Here is a 16,644-nt window from a genome sequence, read left to right as displayed (position 1 = left end):
GGCCAGTATCAATTTCCGGATGGGTCTGGATTGCGGAGCGGCTCAAGCTCGACCGGATCGGCCTGCCCCTCATTGCCGCGCAGTTCTGCGATGGACGCACCGCCTTCGGGCGAAACGCGCTGATGAAACACCTCTAGCATATGACCATCGGGATCGTAGAAATAGATCCCGGTAGACACCCCATGATCGAGGACCTCCGCAATCTTCACGCCATTGTCGAGGAAGAAGGCATAGATGCGGCGCAGATCATCGGCGCTGTCGGTGGCAAGCCGCAGACCGATATGTTCGAACTCGCGGCCCTTTTCATCCGGGGCGTCATTAGGGAACAGCGCAATGTCATGATCGTGCACGCCGAAGCTCAAAAACACACCGCCCTTGTAGGGGCCATCGCCAGCGCGGGCGCTGATCGACATGTTGAGCATCTCGCAATACCATTGCGCCGACGCCTCAGGATCTTTGACGAACAAGACGATGTGCGCGATTGCAGCAACACGAACGGGTGAAAGATCAGCCTGTGACATGAGGTAACTCCATATCCTGCGGGACAGCGTCCACCCAGACGAGATCGGTGATCTCGTTAAATTCGCGCCATTCCTTGGTCCAGTGATGACCGCCATCTTCGCTGCGGTAAAGGTTGCCAAACTTGGTGCCGGCCAGCAAGAAATCCGGATTTGCCACGTTGCTGCCAAATGCCCACAGGCAACTATTGGCAGGCGTATCCATCTCCATCGGCGTCCAGCTTTCGCCTGCGTCATCAGAAGCGAACACAGCAGCCTTGGTACCCGGCGTTCCGTCACCAATGCCCAGCAACAACTTACGGTTGCTGCCGTGCTTGCGCTCAAGTTTACGCGAATAGCGCAGACCCCAAGTGTCACGCGCATTCATATAGGTCCAGCTCTTGCCGTCATCGGTGGAACGGAAAAGTGACACCACGGTGAGCACCAGGATCACCTTGGGATCGCCGGGCATGATCACGATGTCGTGAACATCCGAATTACCCGGATGTTGTTCCCACTCGGTATCGAGGCGCTTCCAGCTATCGCCGCCGTCACGCGAACGGAAATAACCGCCCTCCTCCACGCCAACCATCACATCATTGGCATCATCCGGATCAATCGCAATGGCGAGCATCCGAGGACGGCTGACGCCCGCGCAGCGCTCCGGCATTTCGAGCGGCGTGCTCTCCCAGCTCGCGCCGCCATCACGAGAGCGGAACAGGATCGACCGGGTCGGCGAACCAGTACCTGCATAGATGACCTTGGGATCGCTCTCGCTCGCTACCAACTTCCACACAGCATAATCATTGAGCGCGCAATCAACGCGATCCCAACGCGATCCGCTGTCTGCGCTGCGGAACAAGCCGCGCTCGGCACCCGCGAAGATCGCTCGTGGATCGGCAGGGTCGATCAGCAGGCAGCGCACCCGGTCGTCAAACTCAAGGTCTTGCCCGGTGTTGATCCGATACCAGCTTTTGCCGTCGTCATGACTGCGCATCACAGCTTGGCCATCTGTCGCGACGAGAAGCGTGCGTTCGTTGGTCATTTGATCTCATCCTTCATCATATTTTCCGGCCAGCAATCAGCTCAGATTGATCCAGACGCTCTTGATCTCGCTATACAGCTCCATGGCCTGCCGGCCGTGCTCGCGGCCCCAGCCTGACTGCTTGAAGCCACCAAAAGGCGTGGAATTATCAACGAGATTGAAGCAGTTAACCCACACGGTGCCTGCACGCACGGCACCAGCAAGGCGGTGGGCGCTCTTGACATCATTCGTCCAGATGCCTGCCGACAGGCCGAAGTCGCTATCATTGGCCTGACGGACCAGATCGTCTGGATCGGTCCAGGACAAGGCGCTCAACACGGGGCCGAAAATCTCCTCACGCACAACGCGCATAGATGATGTGGCACCCGCCAAAATGGTCGGCTCGAAGAAGAAGCCCTTATCCTGCGCAACCGGGCGCTTGCCGCCAGTCACGACTTCGGCGCCTTCCGCTTTCCCGATTTCGACATAGCTGCTCACGCGATCCCACTGTTCCTGCGAAACTAGAGGGCCGAAGGTCGTCTGCGCATCCAGACCATTGCCGATCTTGAGCGCGGCGGCATGAGCGGCAACCATCTCGAGCAGGCGATCATGGATCGATGCATGAGCATAAAGGCGCGAGCCAGCCGTGCAGGTCTGACCCTGATTGAAGAAGATGCCAGCAGCAATTGCAGCGCTAGCAGCTTCCAGATCCGCATCGGGCAGAACGATCTGCGGCGACTTTCCGCCAAGCTCCAGACTGACCTTTTTGAGATTGACGGTCGAACCGCGCACGATGAGCTTACCGACTTCCGTGGAGCCGGTGAACGCCACCTTGTCCACATCAGGATGATCCACAAGCGCAGCGCCCGCATCGCCAAAGCCCGGCACGACATTGAGCACACCAGCAGGGAAGCCAGCCTCCAGCGCCAGCTCACCCAGTCGCAGCGCCGTGAGCGGCGTTTGCTCGGCGGGCTTCAGGATGACAGCGCAACCGGCAGCGAGGGCAGGCGCGACCTTCCAGGCCGCCATTGATAGCGGATAATTCCACGGCACGATCAGCCCGGCGACACCGACGGGCTCACGCGTTGTGTAATTGAGAATCTGCGCGCCACTGCGGGGCGACACCGGCAATGTCTCGCCACCAAACTTGGTTGGCCAGCCCGCGAAATATCGGAAGGTGCGGATGGCGCCCTCCACCTCGACCCAACGCGTCATGCTGGCGGGCTTGCCATTGTCCATACATTCGAGGACGGCCAGCTCATCGGCATTCTGCTCGATCAGATCAGCGAGCTTGAGCAGCAGGTTCTGCCGCTCGATGGCGCTCATGCGGCGCCAGGCAGGATTATCGAATGCGCGGCGCGCGGCAGATACTGCCAGAGCGATATCTTCGACGCCGCCCTGCGCGACCTGCGCAATCTCTTCCCCCGTCGCCGGGTTGATGGTCGCGAACGTGCGCCCGGAAACCGAGGCGACCTGCTTGCCGTCAATGATGAGCCCGCGCGGCGATGCCGCCAGATCCGAACCGATTTTCTTTGCGGTGGCGTAAACATCCAGGGCCATGATCTTCATCTCCTTACGCCCGCCTCGAGGCTATGACGGCGTTGTGAATCACCTCTAACTCAGCTTCATATTTCGAACAATAGAAAGTTTTCGTCAATCTATGTTGCGTTTACGAGACAATCGCGGCATGACCGTGTTTAGTGTCGACAGTCATAGGATGAGATTGTGGTGGCAGTGATGGTTACATCGGCAATCAGGAATGCACGCCGGAGCAGGCAGCGTTGCGCACCCGTCGACCCAATGATCGACCTGTCGGCGGCCTATGCTATTCAGGCTTCGATATTTGCAGAAGGCGACCAGCCAATCGCTGGCTGGAAGATTGGTCTGACAGGCGATGCGCCGCGCAAATCGAAGGGCGCCGATGCACCAGCGGCGGGCCGACTTGCGGGGACCGATATTCTCTCCTCCCCTGCCCTCGCCCCCATCAGCACCGGCGATCATTATGTCGAGGCAGAACTGGTCGTGCGCTTTGGCACGGCGTTACCAGCGCGCGATGCACCGTTCACATCGGCGCAAGTTGCTGCTGCAATCGATGCCGTGCATGTCGGCATCGAACTCGTTACGTCGCGGTTCGCCCCAGATGACCTGCCGCTTGGCCTGCTGATAGCGGATAATTGCATGGCGGACAGGCTGGTGATCGGTGACAAGGTTTCCGATGGCTGGGAAGATCGGTTCGCCGACATGGCAATGACGCTCGATGGCCCCGGTAAAGACCGCCGCGAGGGCACGACGGCTGCCGTGATGGGCGATCCCTTGCAGGCGATCACCTGGCTCGCAAATTGGCTGGCAAAAAATGGTTTGGCTCTGGAAGCCGGACAATGGGTGAGCAGTGGAACATGTACAGGCGTTAAGCCCGTAGCGGCGCGGGACCGAGTCTCAGCCGATTTCGCGGGCTTGGGCGGCGCGACAGTAGAATTTACATCAGAATCGTGAACGGAGACCGAGATGAGCATCGAACTGGGCTTGAAGGACAAGATTGCCATTGTGACCGGCGGGGGCGTCGGCATCGGCAAGGAAACCGCGCGCAAGCTCGCGCTTGAGGGCGTAAAGGTCGTGATCGCAGCGCGCACTATGTCCAAATTGGAAGCAGCGGCGAAAGAGATTGTCGAGTCCACGGGCGGCGTTGTGGTGCCGATCGCAGTCGACACGACCAGCATGGCATCCGTACAGGCAATGGTAGACCGCACAGTCGAGCTGTTCGGCGGCGTGCATATTCTGGTCAATTGCGCGGCGGCGCCAGGCGGATTGGTGCGCAACGCGATCGAGGATGCCGATGAGGACGCGCTGATGCTCGATCTCAACACCAAACTGTTCGGCTACTTCCGCACCAGCAAAGCCTGCGTGCCTCACATGCGCAAAGCCGGCTGGGGCCGGATCGTCAATGTGGGCGGGTTGACCGCACGCTGCACCGAAGCATTGAGCGGGATGCGCAACACAGCGCTGGTGCATTTCACCAAGACGCTTTCTGACGAAGTGGGTCGCGACGGCATCACGGTGAACATCATCCACCCCGGCGTGACCCGCACCGAGCATATCGAGGAATGGTTTGCCGAGATGGCCGCCGAAGAAGGCACCACATTTAAGGCGATTGTGGAGCGCGAGGCCGCAGCGCCAGCGGCGCTGCGGCGGATGCTCGAACCTTCGGAAGTGGCAGACCCCATCGTGATGCTCGCATCCCAGGCAGGCAGCGGCATCACAGGTGAATCCATCGCCGTGGATGGTGGCCTATCCCGGGCAATCTTCCTGTAAAGCCGACCTGTTTTTCACGCGGGGTGGAGCCTGTCTCCTCCCCGCAAAGATCAAAGCAAATCAGCGCAGCCTCCTTTTCGGATGCTGCGCTGAATTTTGTTTGGGCTATTTGCGGAGGCAGTCGGGCCGATCCGCGTCTCAGCACCGATCAGATGCGGCGGGCGGGCCGGTCCGGTGAATGGCGAAGATGATGACGCCCAAGCTGAGCAACAGGATACCGCAGCTCGACCAGATGGCGAGGCTGAAATCACCGCCACGCAGCGTTGCGCCAGCGGCCGCCGGGCCCAGCCCCGTGCCGAATGTCTGGATAGCGCCCATTGCACAGACGACGCGGCCACAACGATCCGCCTCCGAGCAGATGCCCGAAAGGAGCGGCTGGGCGAAGTTCCAGCCGAACAACAGCATAACTGCAGCCGTCACAAAACCGATGGCAGGTACGACCCCAAGCAGGAGTTGGAAGCTTACGATAGAAATCGCCCCGCTGGCCAGCAACGGCCAGGATCGGCCCCAGCGTGCGGGCACCAGCCCGGCGCAACCGGCACCAAGCACGCCTGCCAATGTGCCAAGTGAAAGACCGTTGGCAATCACATCGGGGCTGAGGCCACTCGTCATGCCAATCCGCTCGATATAGCTCCACATCGCACCGGTTGCGAAGAAGTAGAGGAACACGGCGAGCAGACAATAGAAGGCGAGCGCACGGTTTATCCGCGCACCAATCGAAAACATATCGTCTTCGGATTTGCTGCCATCCGGGAAGCCCCACAGGCTGATACCCGCAATCACCGCCAGTCCTGCGTTCAGGAAGAAAAGATCGCGTGGGCCAACCCGCTCGATCAGTGTGGGGATAGTGAAGAGCAACAATGTGCTGAACAGCGCCCCCGTCACCAGATAGATGGCAAAAGCGCGGTCCGGGTTGCGCGCCCGCCCCAGCGCCGCGAAGGAGAAACCTATCGCGATACCTTCGCCAGCCCCCGCCACGACGCGCGCCGCAGCGATCCCGGCATAGCTGGACGCCAGGGCCGTACCGATATTGCCCAGCACGATGAGGCCAAGGCCAACGCCCACGGCCACTCGCCAATTGCATCGCGTCAGCAAGAAGGCGCTGACGCCAATGGCCACTGCCATCGCATTGATGTCCCATGCGGCGATGTAGCCTAGTTGGGCATCATCCAGCGCCGCGTGGGCAGCGATAATCGCGAGAAATCCCGGCGTGACGAAAATAATCAAAGCACCGACAATGCCGATGACCACCGCACCAGCGAGGCCCGCCGGTTTTAAGCGAGGAGCGTGGGTGGCGAAATGCGCCAACCCCTCGACTGGCGATGATAGTTCCATAATTGCCCACTCCTGTGATCGCCGGTGCTTCTGATTATTTAAACCGGGAATCAGCCCAGGACATCACTCACTGCCAGCGCGAACTTGTCGACCAGCTCTTCTGCTTCAGCGCGATTGAGGATGAGTGGCGGCGCGAACACGAGTGTATCGCCCAGCGCACGGGTAATAAGTCCGCGCTTGGCTGCTGCCTTGAGCACTTCACGACCCGTGCGGTTGGCTGGCGGCAGCGCCTCCTTGCTCGCGCGATCCTTCACCAACTCGATGCCGACCATGAGGCCCTGCCCGCGGATGTCGCCGACATGAGCATGCTGACCAAGGCGATCGCGCAGACCATTCATCAGGTGCGGACCGACATCGGCCACATTCTTCACAATCTCAAGCTCATCGATGAGCTTGAGTGCGGCGAGCGCTGCCGCAGCACCCACCGGATGCGCGGAATAGGTGTAGCCATGTCCGAACACACCGGTCTTCACTGCATCGCGCTCAATCACATCCCACACCTTGGGCGATATGAAGCAAGCCGACATGGGGAAATAGCCGCTCGTTACGCCCTTGGCTGCCGTGATGAGATCCGGCTCATAGCCATAGGTCTGGCTGCCCCAATAGGTACCAAGGCGACCGAATCCGGAGACAACCTCGTCCGCAACGAGCAGAATGTCGTGCTTCTTAAGGATGGGGCCTATCTCGTCAAAATAGCCTTCTGGCGGCGGAATCAGACCACCAGCACCCATCACGGCTTCAGCAAAGAAGGCCGCAATCGTGTCCCCACCTTCCCGCTCGATTACGTCCTCCAACTCACGGGCGAGATGCTTCGAAAATTCCCGCTCGCTCATGCCCTCAGGCGCCTTGCGGTAGTAATAAGGTGCACTGACATGCAAGATCGGCCCCTTGGGGAGATCGAACAGATTATGCATGCCCGGCAGGCCGGTGAGGCTGGCCGTAGCAACGCCCGAGCCATGATAGGCATTCCAGCGCGCAATCACCTTCTTCTTCTCTGGCCGCCCCATGAGGTTGTTATAGAGCCAGATCAGCTTGAGCTGCGTTTCATTGGCATCGCTGCCAGAAGCCCCGAAGAAAACCCGCGACATGGGAACAGGCGCGCGCTTAAGCAGCGCATCGGCACATTCGGCCACTACATCGGTCGTCATGCCATTGAAGGTGTGGAAAAAGGAGAGCCGCTCGCTCTGCTGGGCAATCGCATCGACGATTTCCCGGCGGCCATAGCCAAGATTGACGCACCACAGACCTGCCATACCATCCAGATATTCCTGGCCGTGGACATCGCGAACGCGAACGCCCTTACCCTCAACCATGATAGTAGGGCCATCTTTTTCCAGATCGGCAATCGAGGTGAAGGGATGGAACTGGGACTGCTTGTCCATGCGGGCAAGGTCTGCGGCGTTGGTCGTCATCTGGCTCTCCTGGGCAAACGGATGAACATGGCATCCGGCAAATATCAAACATTGTGGCCAGACCTTGTCCGGTGGCAATGTCAAAGCAACAGTTACCTTATTTGAGCGCGTATGGTTGTCAATAGTAAACAATGATAATGCCGCTTCTGTTGCGAGATTGGCTGTCAATCACCCAGAATTATTGACAGCGCCCGAAACAAACTGGATGGAAAGTCATGGACGAGAAACCCGAAATCAACAATGTCATCGCCATGATGTCGTTCGCTGCCGTAGTCAGCACCGGCGGATTTTCATCCGCGGCCAAGGCCCTTGGCTATTCCAAGGCTGCCGTCAGCCGCCAGATTGCCCGGTTGGAGGCGAGCCTGGGCGTCAAGCTGCTCGATCGCACGACCCGCGCCGTCTCTCTGACCCCGGCTGGACGGGAAATGTACAGCCGGTGCGCGCGCATCGTGGACGAGGTGAATGAGGCCAACACCATCGTCACCAGCATGACATCGCACCCGCGTGGCGAACTCAAAGTCAACGCGCCAGTCGTCTCTTCACTGTTCGACCTGACGAAGATCATCCCGAACTTCCTTCAGGCTTACCCGGACGTACGCCTATTCGTGAATCTGTCCGACAGTAGGGCCGATCTGCTCAAGGGGCGCTTCGATGTCGCTTTCTGGATGGGCGAGCCTTATGATACCAACCTCGATGTGGTACGGCTTCGCGATTATCCGATGGTGTTGGTGGGCTCGCAATCCTATCTGGCCAAGCGTGGCCGCCCCTCCATCGCCAGCGACCTGAAGGACCACACCTGCATCATGGAAACCCACTTGTCCCGCATGGGCGAGTGGAAGCTTTCAGGCGACGTGACCGTAGCCATCAATCGCGGTCCACTCACGTCCAACTCTGTGCGGATGGCGCGGGAAGCGACCCTCGAGGGGCTGGGCATCAGCTATCTGCCATCCTTCCTCGTAGAAGAAGATGTTGCGGCGGGTCGGCTAGAGATATTGCTACCTGATCTCGTCACCGAACAGATTCCGCTCTACCTGATGTTCCCAAAAGGCAATTACACGCTCGCCAAGGTGCGCGCTTTTGTCGACTTCTTTACCAAGGAAATCCGTGGAGCGACGGAGCCTGTGGGCAACAGGGGCATTGGCCTCGCCGCGGTCGGCTGAGCAGAGCCAGCAGGCCTGCGGGCGCATTGGCTCTCAGCCCAAGTGAACTTGCTGACCTGGCTGTCTAATTAAAACAACAGCGTGGCAACCTCTGTTTAACTGAGCCCCAGGGCTTCTGCATCTCCAGACGCCGCAGCGAGATCTGCGCTGGCGATGATACGCCGTAACTGCATATCGAGCAACGACAGGGCAACATTTGCGGCGCTGTCTTCCCGTGTGTTCACGAGGAACAGGTCGCTTGCCCCCATGTCGAAACGCCGACGTTCCGCTGTCGCCATTTCGTCGGCACGCTTCTTTTCTTGTTCAGACAAGTCGATGAGGCGCGCGGTTGCGTCCAAAGTGATGGCGATACCGTCTATCTCGGCGCGGATCTGTTCGTCCAGCCATTGCGCGCGGGTACGATTGGCGTCCAACTCCGCACGTGTCTGCATCACCCGTCCGCGCGCCGCGCGCTGTTCGAGTGGCACGGAGAACTTGACGCCGAGCCGGACATCGTTGCCGCTTCGCGAGACGCCTCCCGGCCCGATGTTGCCAATGTCGCGCGCGACCTCCATCTGCAGATCAAGGCGCGGCAGCAGCGCATTACGATCCAGCGCAAGCCGATCCTGCACCAATCGCTGCCGCACTTGCGCGACCACTAGATCGGGCCGCTGCACCGCTGCTGGACGTTCCGTCGTCAGCGGTTGGGGCAGCGCATCTGGTAGTTGTTCGATGCGCGGAATGGTCGGTCGGCCTTCAGCGTCACGCCAGTAAAGCGACAGGGTGTTGGCGGCGGCGGCGAGCGCCTGTTGCGATTGGACCACCATCGCCTCACGACGGAGCAATTGCTGCTCATTCTCGGTCAGGACGATGCGGGGGCGCAGCCCAGCCTCGAACGTCCGTTGCAGACCGCGCTGACGGTCCTGCGCCAGCGACAGGAGGTTCTGATAGATGCTCAGGCGCTTGCCCGCCGCGACCCAGGAGAGATAGGCGTCGAGCGCCTTGCGCTGCACGCCGATGGCGACCATCTGCCGTTCCGCATCGGCAATCGTCTGATCGGCTTCCGCGCTGACCCGGCCGAAGCGCCGCTCGTCGATCATCCGGTCCCGCAGCAGGGAAAAGACCGCGCCGGCGCGAATTTCGCCCAGTTCGTTGGTGTAATTCTTGTCCTCATAGACGGGGAAGCGACCACTGGAAGCGCGATAGCCGCCATATACTTGCCCGCCCCAATCCTCGATCGGCCGCGAAACCTTCGTATCGGCGTAGGTTCCGCCATAATAGCCGACCAGCCGTGATCCGCCCTCCGCCGAAAACACGGTGTCGAACGCGCCTTCCGCGGTCAGCCGTTTCGCATCGGCGGCCCGCGTCTTTGCCAGTGCCTCCAGAATTTGTGGGGATTGCAGCGCGGAATTGGCGAGTAGCGCGTCAACGGTAAGTGTTGGCGCGTCGACCGACGCCATCTGTGGCAGGGGCGCGATGTCCTGCGCGGCAAGGGGCGGAACGATGACGCCAGCGGCGAGCGCCAACAGGACACGCGCGATCCTATTTGGCATTGCCGCCGTCCTTGCCGCTGCCGGTTGTAGCACTCGTTGATCCGCTCTGGCCGGTCTGCTGATCGAGCACACCAGCGGGATATTGCAGCGGAAAGTCGTTGAGCAGCCGCCAGAGTTCGTAGCCGGTCGACACCGTGTCCATCATCACCCAGCCGCGCACCTTGGCGCCCAGCCGTACGAATGGCTCTTTTGGCCAAGGGCGCGCGCCCGTCTTCTGTTCGACAAGTACGCGAAACAGGCCGTTGGGCGAAGCCGACACGTCGATGGCGCGGACCTGACCATTGAACATGCCGACCGCTACCGAGGGCCAGCCACTGAACTGGATAGCGGGCCAGCCTTCAAATTCCAGCCGGACAGGGCGGCCCGGATAGATGAGCGGCACGTCACGCCCATCCACATAAAGCTCCACTACCCGCACTGCCTGTTCAGGGGCAAAGGTAGCGATAATATCGCCTTCCTTCACCATCGTCGCATTGTCGCCACCCAGGATGCGCAGGACGCGACCGGTGCGCGGCGCGCGCACGATCTGCACCGACTGACGATTGATGTTGATGTCGAGCCGGTTCCGGTCGGCTAGGCTTTTGGCGACCTTGGCTCCATAATCGGCCACCTTGATCTGCGCGAGTTCCAGATCGCGGCGTGGCGACAGCCCTTCAGAGAATAATTGTTGCATCCGGCCAACGTCGCGCTGGGCCACGGCCATGGCCTGCCGCGTCGCGGCGATCTCGGCATCGGCCTGCGCACGTTCCGCGCGCAGGCGGCTGAGCAGGTCAGGATCATTGTCGGCGATGCGGGCGATGGGATCGCCCTTCTTAACGATTTCGCCGTCGGTCACATACCATTGTTCGACACGCCCGGGGACAAGCGCAGTAATGCGCTGCACCCGATCACGCGGGTCAAGCGCAATGACCTGCCCCATGCCGGTGGAGGTTTGCACCCAGGGGACAAACAGCAGGAAGGCAATAGATGCCACCATGCCGACGAGCAGCATCCAGCCGAGCACGCGCGCGGGGTGCGGCGGGCGCAGACTTGCCAGAGTCTTGAAGTGTGTGATGTGATCAGCGCGAAACGGCATCGTCGCCTCCCCGCGCTGCAGCAAAGGCGTTGGGATCCTGCGTCAGCAACTGGCGTGTCCGGCCGAGCCAAAGCATGTGGTCGAAGCCAAGCGCATCGGGCCGCGCCGTGAAGACGATGATCGTGCTGCCATCCCCGCCGTCCAACTGACGCACCGCAGCGCGCAGTTCTTCGGACGGTAGCATATCGAACAGGTTGGACAGGATGAGCAGCCGGGGCCGGGCGAGAATGGCGCCCGCCAGCTTCAGCCGCATCATGTCGGCCACAGACAGCGGCCAACCCGTCGAGGAAAGGAGGCTGTCCAGTCCCAGCGGCAACCGCGTGATCCGTTCGCCCAGACCCACCAACTCCAGTGCGTCGAGCACCTTGGCCGAACTCGCGGTAGGATCGGCCAGGCGCAGATAGTCGCGAATGCTGCTTTCCACGATGGTTGGGCGATCGAGGACGATCACGTCGCTGCGAAGCTGATAGATGTTGAGCGCGCTGATGTCCGCATCACCCAGACTGACGATCCCTGCGTCCGGGCGATAATGGCGTTTCAGCAGGCGCGCCAGCAACCGGTCGACACCGGGGTCGGCGGCGGCAACGACATGAGCGCCCGCCGGTATGACCAGATCGAATGAGGCTTCCTCTCCGTCTGCCGTGATCCGCACCTGTCGCAGCGCCAGCGCCCCGTCACGTGGCCTTGCACCGTCCCCTGCTTCGGTCGGAACATCCTCCAACGTGATCGCACGAAACAGGGACAATTCCTCGACAGCGGCGACCAGATCGTAAAAGGTATCGAGATAGGGGCCAAGCTGCGCTGCGCCGTAGAATATGCTGGAAAGGATCAATTCCGCAGCGACCAGTTGTCCAATGGACAACTGCCCCTGAATGACAAGCCATCCACCCATCGCGAGCAGTACCGCGCTGGCGATGGCATAGAGCAGCAGCAGCGCCACCGCCTGCGGGAAGGTCGCGCGGAAATGGTTTGCGTGAGCCTCTACATAAGCAGCGGTCCGGTTTTCCGACATGTCCATGGCATAGTCGAGATGGCGGCTGGACTTGTAAAAGCCGTTAGATGCCCCGACGCTTTCCAGCCAGTGGGCCGTTTCATATTTGCGATGGCTAAGCGCAATGCCGCTTTCCATCGCGCGCCGCGCCCACAGCTTCCAGATCAACCAGACCGTAAAAATAAACGCCAGGTTGAAGCCCAAAAAAACCGGATGATAGAAGGAGGTCACGATAAAGCCGACCATCGCCTGGAAGAAAATTGAGAATCCTCCGACCAGCAGGGAGGGGATCGCTTTCTGCACGTTCATCACTTCAAAGAAGCGGTTGAAGAGGTCGCCGCGCCTATCATCCTGAAAGAAGGGGTTCTGCGCATGGACTGCCTGCAGCGTGATTTCCGCCACGATCCGCGCGAACACACGCCGCCGGAACATCTCCATCACATAGATGCGCATCGCGCCCAGGAACGCCCACAACAGCAGCAGCGCCAACAGTACGCCCGCGAGTGTGAACAGCGGCGCGGGCAATGCGGTGTTCGCGACTGAGTTGATCAGCATCTGCACTGAAATGGGCGTCGCCAGCGACAGCAAGCCAATCGCCGCGCCATATATCAGTGCCATGGTCAGAAACGGGCGGTCGGGTCCAAGCGCTGCCCGCGCCCATTCCGCAAATGTACTCCACTCAACCCGTTCATGTCCTTGGGCGGCCATCATCGATGCCCCATGCTGATTTGCGACGATGCGCAGGATGACTCTCGCGCGATTCGCCATTGGAGGGAAAGATCCACAATCATAACGAAGACAGAACGATGGCTGCAACAGCAGCGGGAGATCGGTTCACTGCGCTGTATCGGGGTCATGGTGATCACTGACCGCCCTTCCCGCATCTTCATCCATTTGCAAAATGAGTTCTGGTAATCCTATGGATTGATATTCCCGATGATTTGCAGGTGACTTTGGATGAACGTGCGCAACCTAGACATCGATCTTCTTCGTACCTTTGTCACCATTGCCGATCTGGGCAGTTTTACCGCGGCCGGCGCGCGACTGGGGCGGACCCAGTCGACTATCAGTTTGCAGGTAAAGCGTTTGGAAGCTCTGGTCAGCCGTATTTTGTTCGAGCGGACGGCGCGGTCCGTGCGTTTGACGCTCGACGGGCAGGTGTTGCTCGGTTCAGCCCGCAAGATCCTGCACATGAACGACAAGGTCATCGCGGAACTCACGGAGCCGGACGTCCGAGGCCCCGTCCGGCTCGGCGTACCGGAAGATTTCGCCACCGCGCATCTTCCCGATATCCTTGCTCTGTTCACAGAAGCGCATCCTTTGGTCGAGTTGGAAGTCACGTGCGATCTGACGCTCAACCTGCTTGACCGTTTTCACGCCGGTGCGTTCGATCTTGTCCTGGTCAAGCGCGAGCCGGCAGCCGCGCCTCAGGGCGTGCGTGTCTGGCGCGAACCACTGGTATGGGTGGCCCGCAATCAGGCGGCGGTCGACGGGAACGAGCTGATTCCGCTGGTCGTTTCGCCCGAGCCGTGCGTGTATCGCAAGCGCGCGACAGACGCGCTTGATGCGGGTGGCCGGACTTGGCGGATCGCGTACACGTCCACCAGCCTTTCGGGTGCGCAGGCTGCGGTAAAGGCCGGACTGGGGATATCGGTTCTGCCCAAGAAAATGGTGCCTTCGTTTCTGGTCCCTGTAGCGACAACCCAATGGCTGCCTCAATTACCGGATACCGAGATTGCCTTGATCGAAGGGCGTTCCATCTCTGACACTGCTCATATGCTTGCCCAGCATATCGTTCAGGCTTTAGAGCCTAGAACATAAAACTTGTCAGGCAATTTCGCGTCGCTCTTGCGTTGCACATATAATTCGATCTTTCGCCCTTTGGTAGATGGCCGTCATCTGCCGGGCCTATTGTCTCGATCGACAATGACTACGGACCCTGAAAATTCGCGAGTCAGGTCCGATCTCACCGATATGGCCTTTAAGATGCCTACCGCCTGATTATGATGATATCGGCAGAGATGACATTTGGGCCTTCTCGGCGCGCGCATCAAGATAGTCCGCCACCGTCTCCGGACTTGTCGGAAGCGATATGCGGTTATGGCGCCGGCACCAGAGGTCGAACGCCTCTAGGTCGGACTTGAGCGCGCGGATGCTGTGCGGCGAGGATGCGGCCTGATAGGCGGCGATCAGAGGCTCGTTGACGCCGATGCGCTCGACCGCGTGCATCTTCACCACCGCCCAGGAGAGATCATCGGCCGATGCCATCGGCGCTGGCGCCGTTTCCCCCGCGATCAGGGCATTGTCGTCGAGGTACACAGCGTGATCCATCGGCCCCATATGTAGCGCACCTTACAATGAGACGTCAAACACGCACATGTGATAACTGCAATTATCAAATATCAAATCTGATCAAATTATACTAAAGAAATCGATCCCTGATCCAATCAACAGCAAAACGGCATGAAGTACCGTTAAGATTGTCTCAAATACTCCAGTTGCAATAAGCGATCAAACTGAACGATGGTTTCGGAATGCGCCTTCCGACCCTCGAGAGAATACAAATGGGCTGCGAGGAATGGCAGGTACAAGAGCCCTATCTTTGCCTAAACTTGCCCTTCAGAATCTTGGCGCCAGCCTGCAAGCCATCAAGGTGATCGGACCAGTGCTGCATCATCTTGACCCGCTCGTCCCAGTGAGCGCCACGGGCGTAAGCCCGTCGGACATCATTTGATTCTACATGAGCGAGTTGGCGTTCGATGGCGTCGGGATGCCACTTGCCCATTTCGTTCAGTAACGTGCTTGCTGTAGCCCGAAATCCATGGGCCGTAACCTCGTCCTTTCCGTAACCAAGGCGCCGAAGTGCTGCATTAAGTGTGTTGTCAGTGATCGGACGCTCGGCGGATCGGATGCTGGGAAACAGGTATGCCCCGCCACCCGTGATCGGTTCCAACTCAGCCAACATCTCTAGAACTTGCTCGGTCAGCGGAACCTTGTGAGGCCGACGCATTTTCGTTTTCTCAGGTGGAATGGTCCAGACAGCAGCTTCGAGGTCAAACTCCTTCCACTCAGCCATTCGAAGCTCACCCGGCCGCGGAAACATGTGTGGCAGGAGCTTGAGCGCTATACACACGGCAGGCTGGCCATCATGGGCATCGACGGCCCGTAGGAGGCCTCCCAGCGCCTTGGGATCCAGGATGGCGGCACGATGCGTAGGTTTGGGCGTAATAAGGGCTCCTCGAAGATCAACGGAGACATCTCGCTGCGCTCGGCCGGTAACAATTGCATAGCGAAAAATCGTCCCGAATGTGCTGCGGAGGCGGTTTGCAGTCTCATAGCGTCCGCGCACCTCCACCTTCCGTAGAACTTCAAGCAATTCCAGCGCCGTGAGATCCGCAATAGGCCGGTTGCCGATGAGTGGATAGGCGAGTTCGAGGAGCCAACGCATCTTCTGGAGCGTCTCGGCGCGCGTCCCTCGATTTCAAGCCGACCGAGCCATTCATCAGCTATCGCTTTGAAGGTCTCTTCCAATTTCGCTTTTGCCTCGCGCATATTGGCCTTCCGAATTTCGAAAGGGTCGCGGCCGTCAGCCAGGGCTTCACGCGCCGCCGATCGCTTCTCGCGAGCCTTTGCCAGCGACACGTCTGGATAACTTCCGAAGGAAAGTGTCTTTTGCTGCCCAAGAAACCGGTAGTTCATTCGCCACAAGCGACCACCGGTTGGCGCGATCAGTATATAAAGCCCCAGACCATCGGCCAATTTATATGGCTTAGCCCTTGGTTTTGCAGCATTTATTGCCGTTACAGTGAGCGCCATGATGGTATCTCCGTGATGGTACTTTTTCGAATACCATCAAAATACCATCACCGAGGGCAGGCTGCCAGTGTACCTCCGAGGACATGGGGGGACGAAGAGCTAGTCAAAAACCTAGGTTTTCCGCCGTTTTTGGGATGTCTCTGGACGCTGCTGGATGCTGAAATCAGAGCCAATGGTGCCCGGGGACGGATTCGAACCGCCGACACTGCGATTTTCAATCGCATGCTCTACCAACTGAGCTACCCGGGCATCGATGCTGGAGCGCATTGCTCCTGCGATTGGGAGCGCTGCCTATAAGCGCCCGTTGCAGGCGCTGTCTAGCCCCTATTCATCGTCTTTTTCATCGGGGACATCGGCGGGGCCAGCAGGAACGCGATAGTCCTCCCCCAACCACTTCAATAAATCCCGATCGCGGCAACCCCGGCTGCAAAAAGGTTTGAATTCAGCGACGGTCGGTGCCTTGCACACGGGGCAGGATGCTTTGCGCGCCATG

14 protein-coding genes, 1 tRNA gene and 1 pseudogene are annotated in these 16,644 nt (G+C 59.5%); 4 read left to right on the top strand and 12 right to left on the bottom strand.

What is annotated here, in order from left to right:
* Positions 1-8 precede the first annotated feature (8 nt).
* Genes QMG56_RS00945 through QMG56_RS00935 form a run of 3 tightly spaced genes read right to left on the bottom strand, consistent with a single transcriptional unit; the run spans position 9 to position 3,081 of the window.
* Complete coding sequence (locus tag QMG56_RS00945) at positions 9-521, bottom strand: VOC family protein (RefSeq protein ID WP_281820640.1); 513 nt, start codon at positions 519-521, stop codon at positions 9-11.
* Positions 508-1,542: a glycosyl hydrolase gene (locus tag QMG56_RS00940; protein WP_281820639.1), complete on the bottom strand. Its 1,035-nt coding sequence runs from the start codon at positions 1,540-1,542 to the stop codon at positions 508-510. The genes QMG56_RS00945 and QMG56_RS00940 overlap by 14 nt, the downstream gene beginning before the upstream one ends.
* Positions 1,543-1,578: 36 nt before the next feature.
* A complete protein-coding gene (locus QMG56_RS00935) occupies positions 1,579-3,081 on the bottom strand; it encodes an aldehyde dehydrogenase (RefSeq protein ID WP_230189658.1) in 1,503 nt (500 codons plus the stop codon).
* Between the two features lie 240 nt (positions 3,082-3,321).
* On the opposite strand from QMG56_RS00935, the gene QMG56_RS00930 reads away from it, so the two are divergent.
* Positions 3,322-4,014: a 2-keto-4-pentenoate hydratase gene (locus QMG56_RS00930; RefSeq protein WP_281820638.1), complete on the top strand. Its 693-nt coding sequence runs from the start codon at positions 3,322-3,324 to the stop codon at positions 4,012-4,014.
* A 12-nt stretch (positions 4,015-4,026) separates the two neighbouring features.
* Positions 4,027-4,830, top strand: a complete 804-nt coding sequence (locus QMG56_RS00925; protein ID WP_281820637.1) for an SDR family NAD(P)-dependent oxidoreductase — start codon at positions 4,027-4,029, stop codon at positions 4,828-4,830.
* Between the two features lie 138 nt (positions 4,831-4,968).
* On the opposite strand, the gene QMG56_RS00920 is transcribed toward QMG56_RS00925, so the two are convergent.
* Positions 4,969-6,165 (bottom strand): MFS transporter, encoded by a 1,197-nt coding sequence (locus QMG56_RS00920; protein WP_230189661.1) that lies wholly within the window; start codon positions 6,163-6,165, stop codon positions 4,969-4,971.
* A 50-nt stretch (positions 6,166-6,215) separates the two neighbouring features.
* Positions 6,216-7,577, bottom strand: coding sequence for an aminotransferase (locus QMG56_RS00915; protein WP_230189662.1), 1,362 nt, complete (start codon positions 7,575-7,577; stop codon positions 6,216-6,218).
* Positions 7,578-7,792: 215 nt separating this feature from the next.
* Between QMG56_RS00915 and QMG56_RS00910 the strand changes: the two genes are divergently transcribed.
* Positions 7,793-8,737 carry a LysR family transcriptional regulator gene (locus QMG56_RS00910; RefSeq protein ID WP_281820635.1) on the top strand — a complete coding sequence of 315 codons (945 nt, stop codon included), beginning with the start codon at positions 7,793-7,795 and terminating at the stop codon, positions 8,735-8,737.
* Between the two features lie 95 nt (positions 8,738-8,832).
* Here the strand turns inward: QMG56_RS00910 and QMG56_RS00905 are convergent, their stop codons facing one another.
* From QMG56_RS00905 to QMG56_RS00895, 3 genes are read right to left on the bottom strand one after another with little or no spacing between them, the layout of a single operon-like run.
* A complete protein-coding gene (locus tag QMG56_RS00905; protein ID WP_281820634.1) occupies positions 8,833-10,269 on the bottom strand; it encodes a TolC family protein in 1,437 nt (478 codons plus the stop codon).
* Positions 10,259-11,344, bottom strand: a complete 1,086-nt coding sequence (locus QMG56_RS00900; RefSeq protein WP_281820633.1) for an HlyD family secretion protein — start codon at positions 11,342-11,344, stop codon at positions 10,259-10,261. Before QMG56_RS00900 ends, QMG56_RS00905 begins: the two co-directional genes overlap by 11 nt.
* Positions 11,328-13,103, bottom strand: a complete 1,776-nt coding sequence (locus tag QMG56_RS00895) for an ABC transporter ATP-binding protein (protein WP_281820631.1) — start codon at positions 13,101-13,103, stop codon at positions 11,328-11,330. The genes QMG56_RS00900 and QMG56_RS00895 overlap by 17 nt, the downstream gene beginning before the upstream one ends.
* 189 nt (positions 13,104-13,292) lie before the next feature.
* Between QMG56_RS00895 and QMG56_RS00890 the strand changes: the two genes are divergently transcribed.
* On the top strand, positions 13,293-14,156 hold the full coding sequence (locus tag QMG56_RS00890) for a LysR substrate-binding domain-containing protein (RefSeq protein ID WP_281820627.1): 864 nt from the start codon (positions 13,293-13,295) through the stop codon (positions 14,154-14,156).
* 180 nt (positions 14,157-14,336) lie between these two features.
* On the opposite strand, the gene QMG56_RS00885 is transcribed toward QMG56_RS00890, so the two are convergent.
* The 4 genes and pseudogenes from QMG56_RS00885 to QMG56_RS00870 all read right to left on the bottom strand — a co-directional run bounded on the left by QMG56_RS00885 (position 14,337) and on the right by QMG56_RS00870 (position 16,643).
* A complete protein-coding gene (locus tag QMG56_RS00885; RefSeq protein ID WP_281820626.1) occupies positions 14,337-14,675 on the bottom strand; it encodes a hypothetical protein in 339 nt (112 codons plus the stop codon).
* Between the two features lie 256 nt (positions 14,676-14,931).
* A pseudogene (locus QMG56_RS00880) lies at positions 14,932-16,151 on the bottom strand (tyrosine-type recombinase/integrase).
* A gap of 173 nt (positions 16,152-16,324) precedes the next feature.
* A tRNA-Phe gene (locus QMG56_RS00875) sits at positions 16,325-16,400 on the bottom strand.
* A 75-nt stretch (positions 16,401-16,475) separates the two neighbouring features.
* Entirely contained in the window at positions 16,476-16,643 is a 168-nt protein-coding gene (locus tag QMG56_RS00870) for a DNA gyrase inhibitor YacG (RefSeq protein WP_230189839.1), read from the bottom strand.
* Position 16,644 lies beyond the last annotated feature (1 nt).

Source organism: Sphingobium sp. BS19 (assembly GCF_027925545.1).
GTDB lineage: Bacteria > Pseudomonadota > Alphaproteobacteria > Sphingomonadales > Sphingomonadaceae > Sphingobium.
This window is presented reverse-complemented; position numbering and strand designations above follow the sequence as displayed.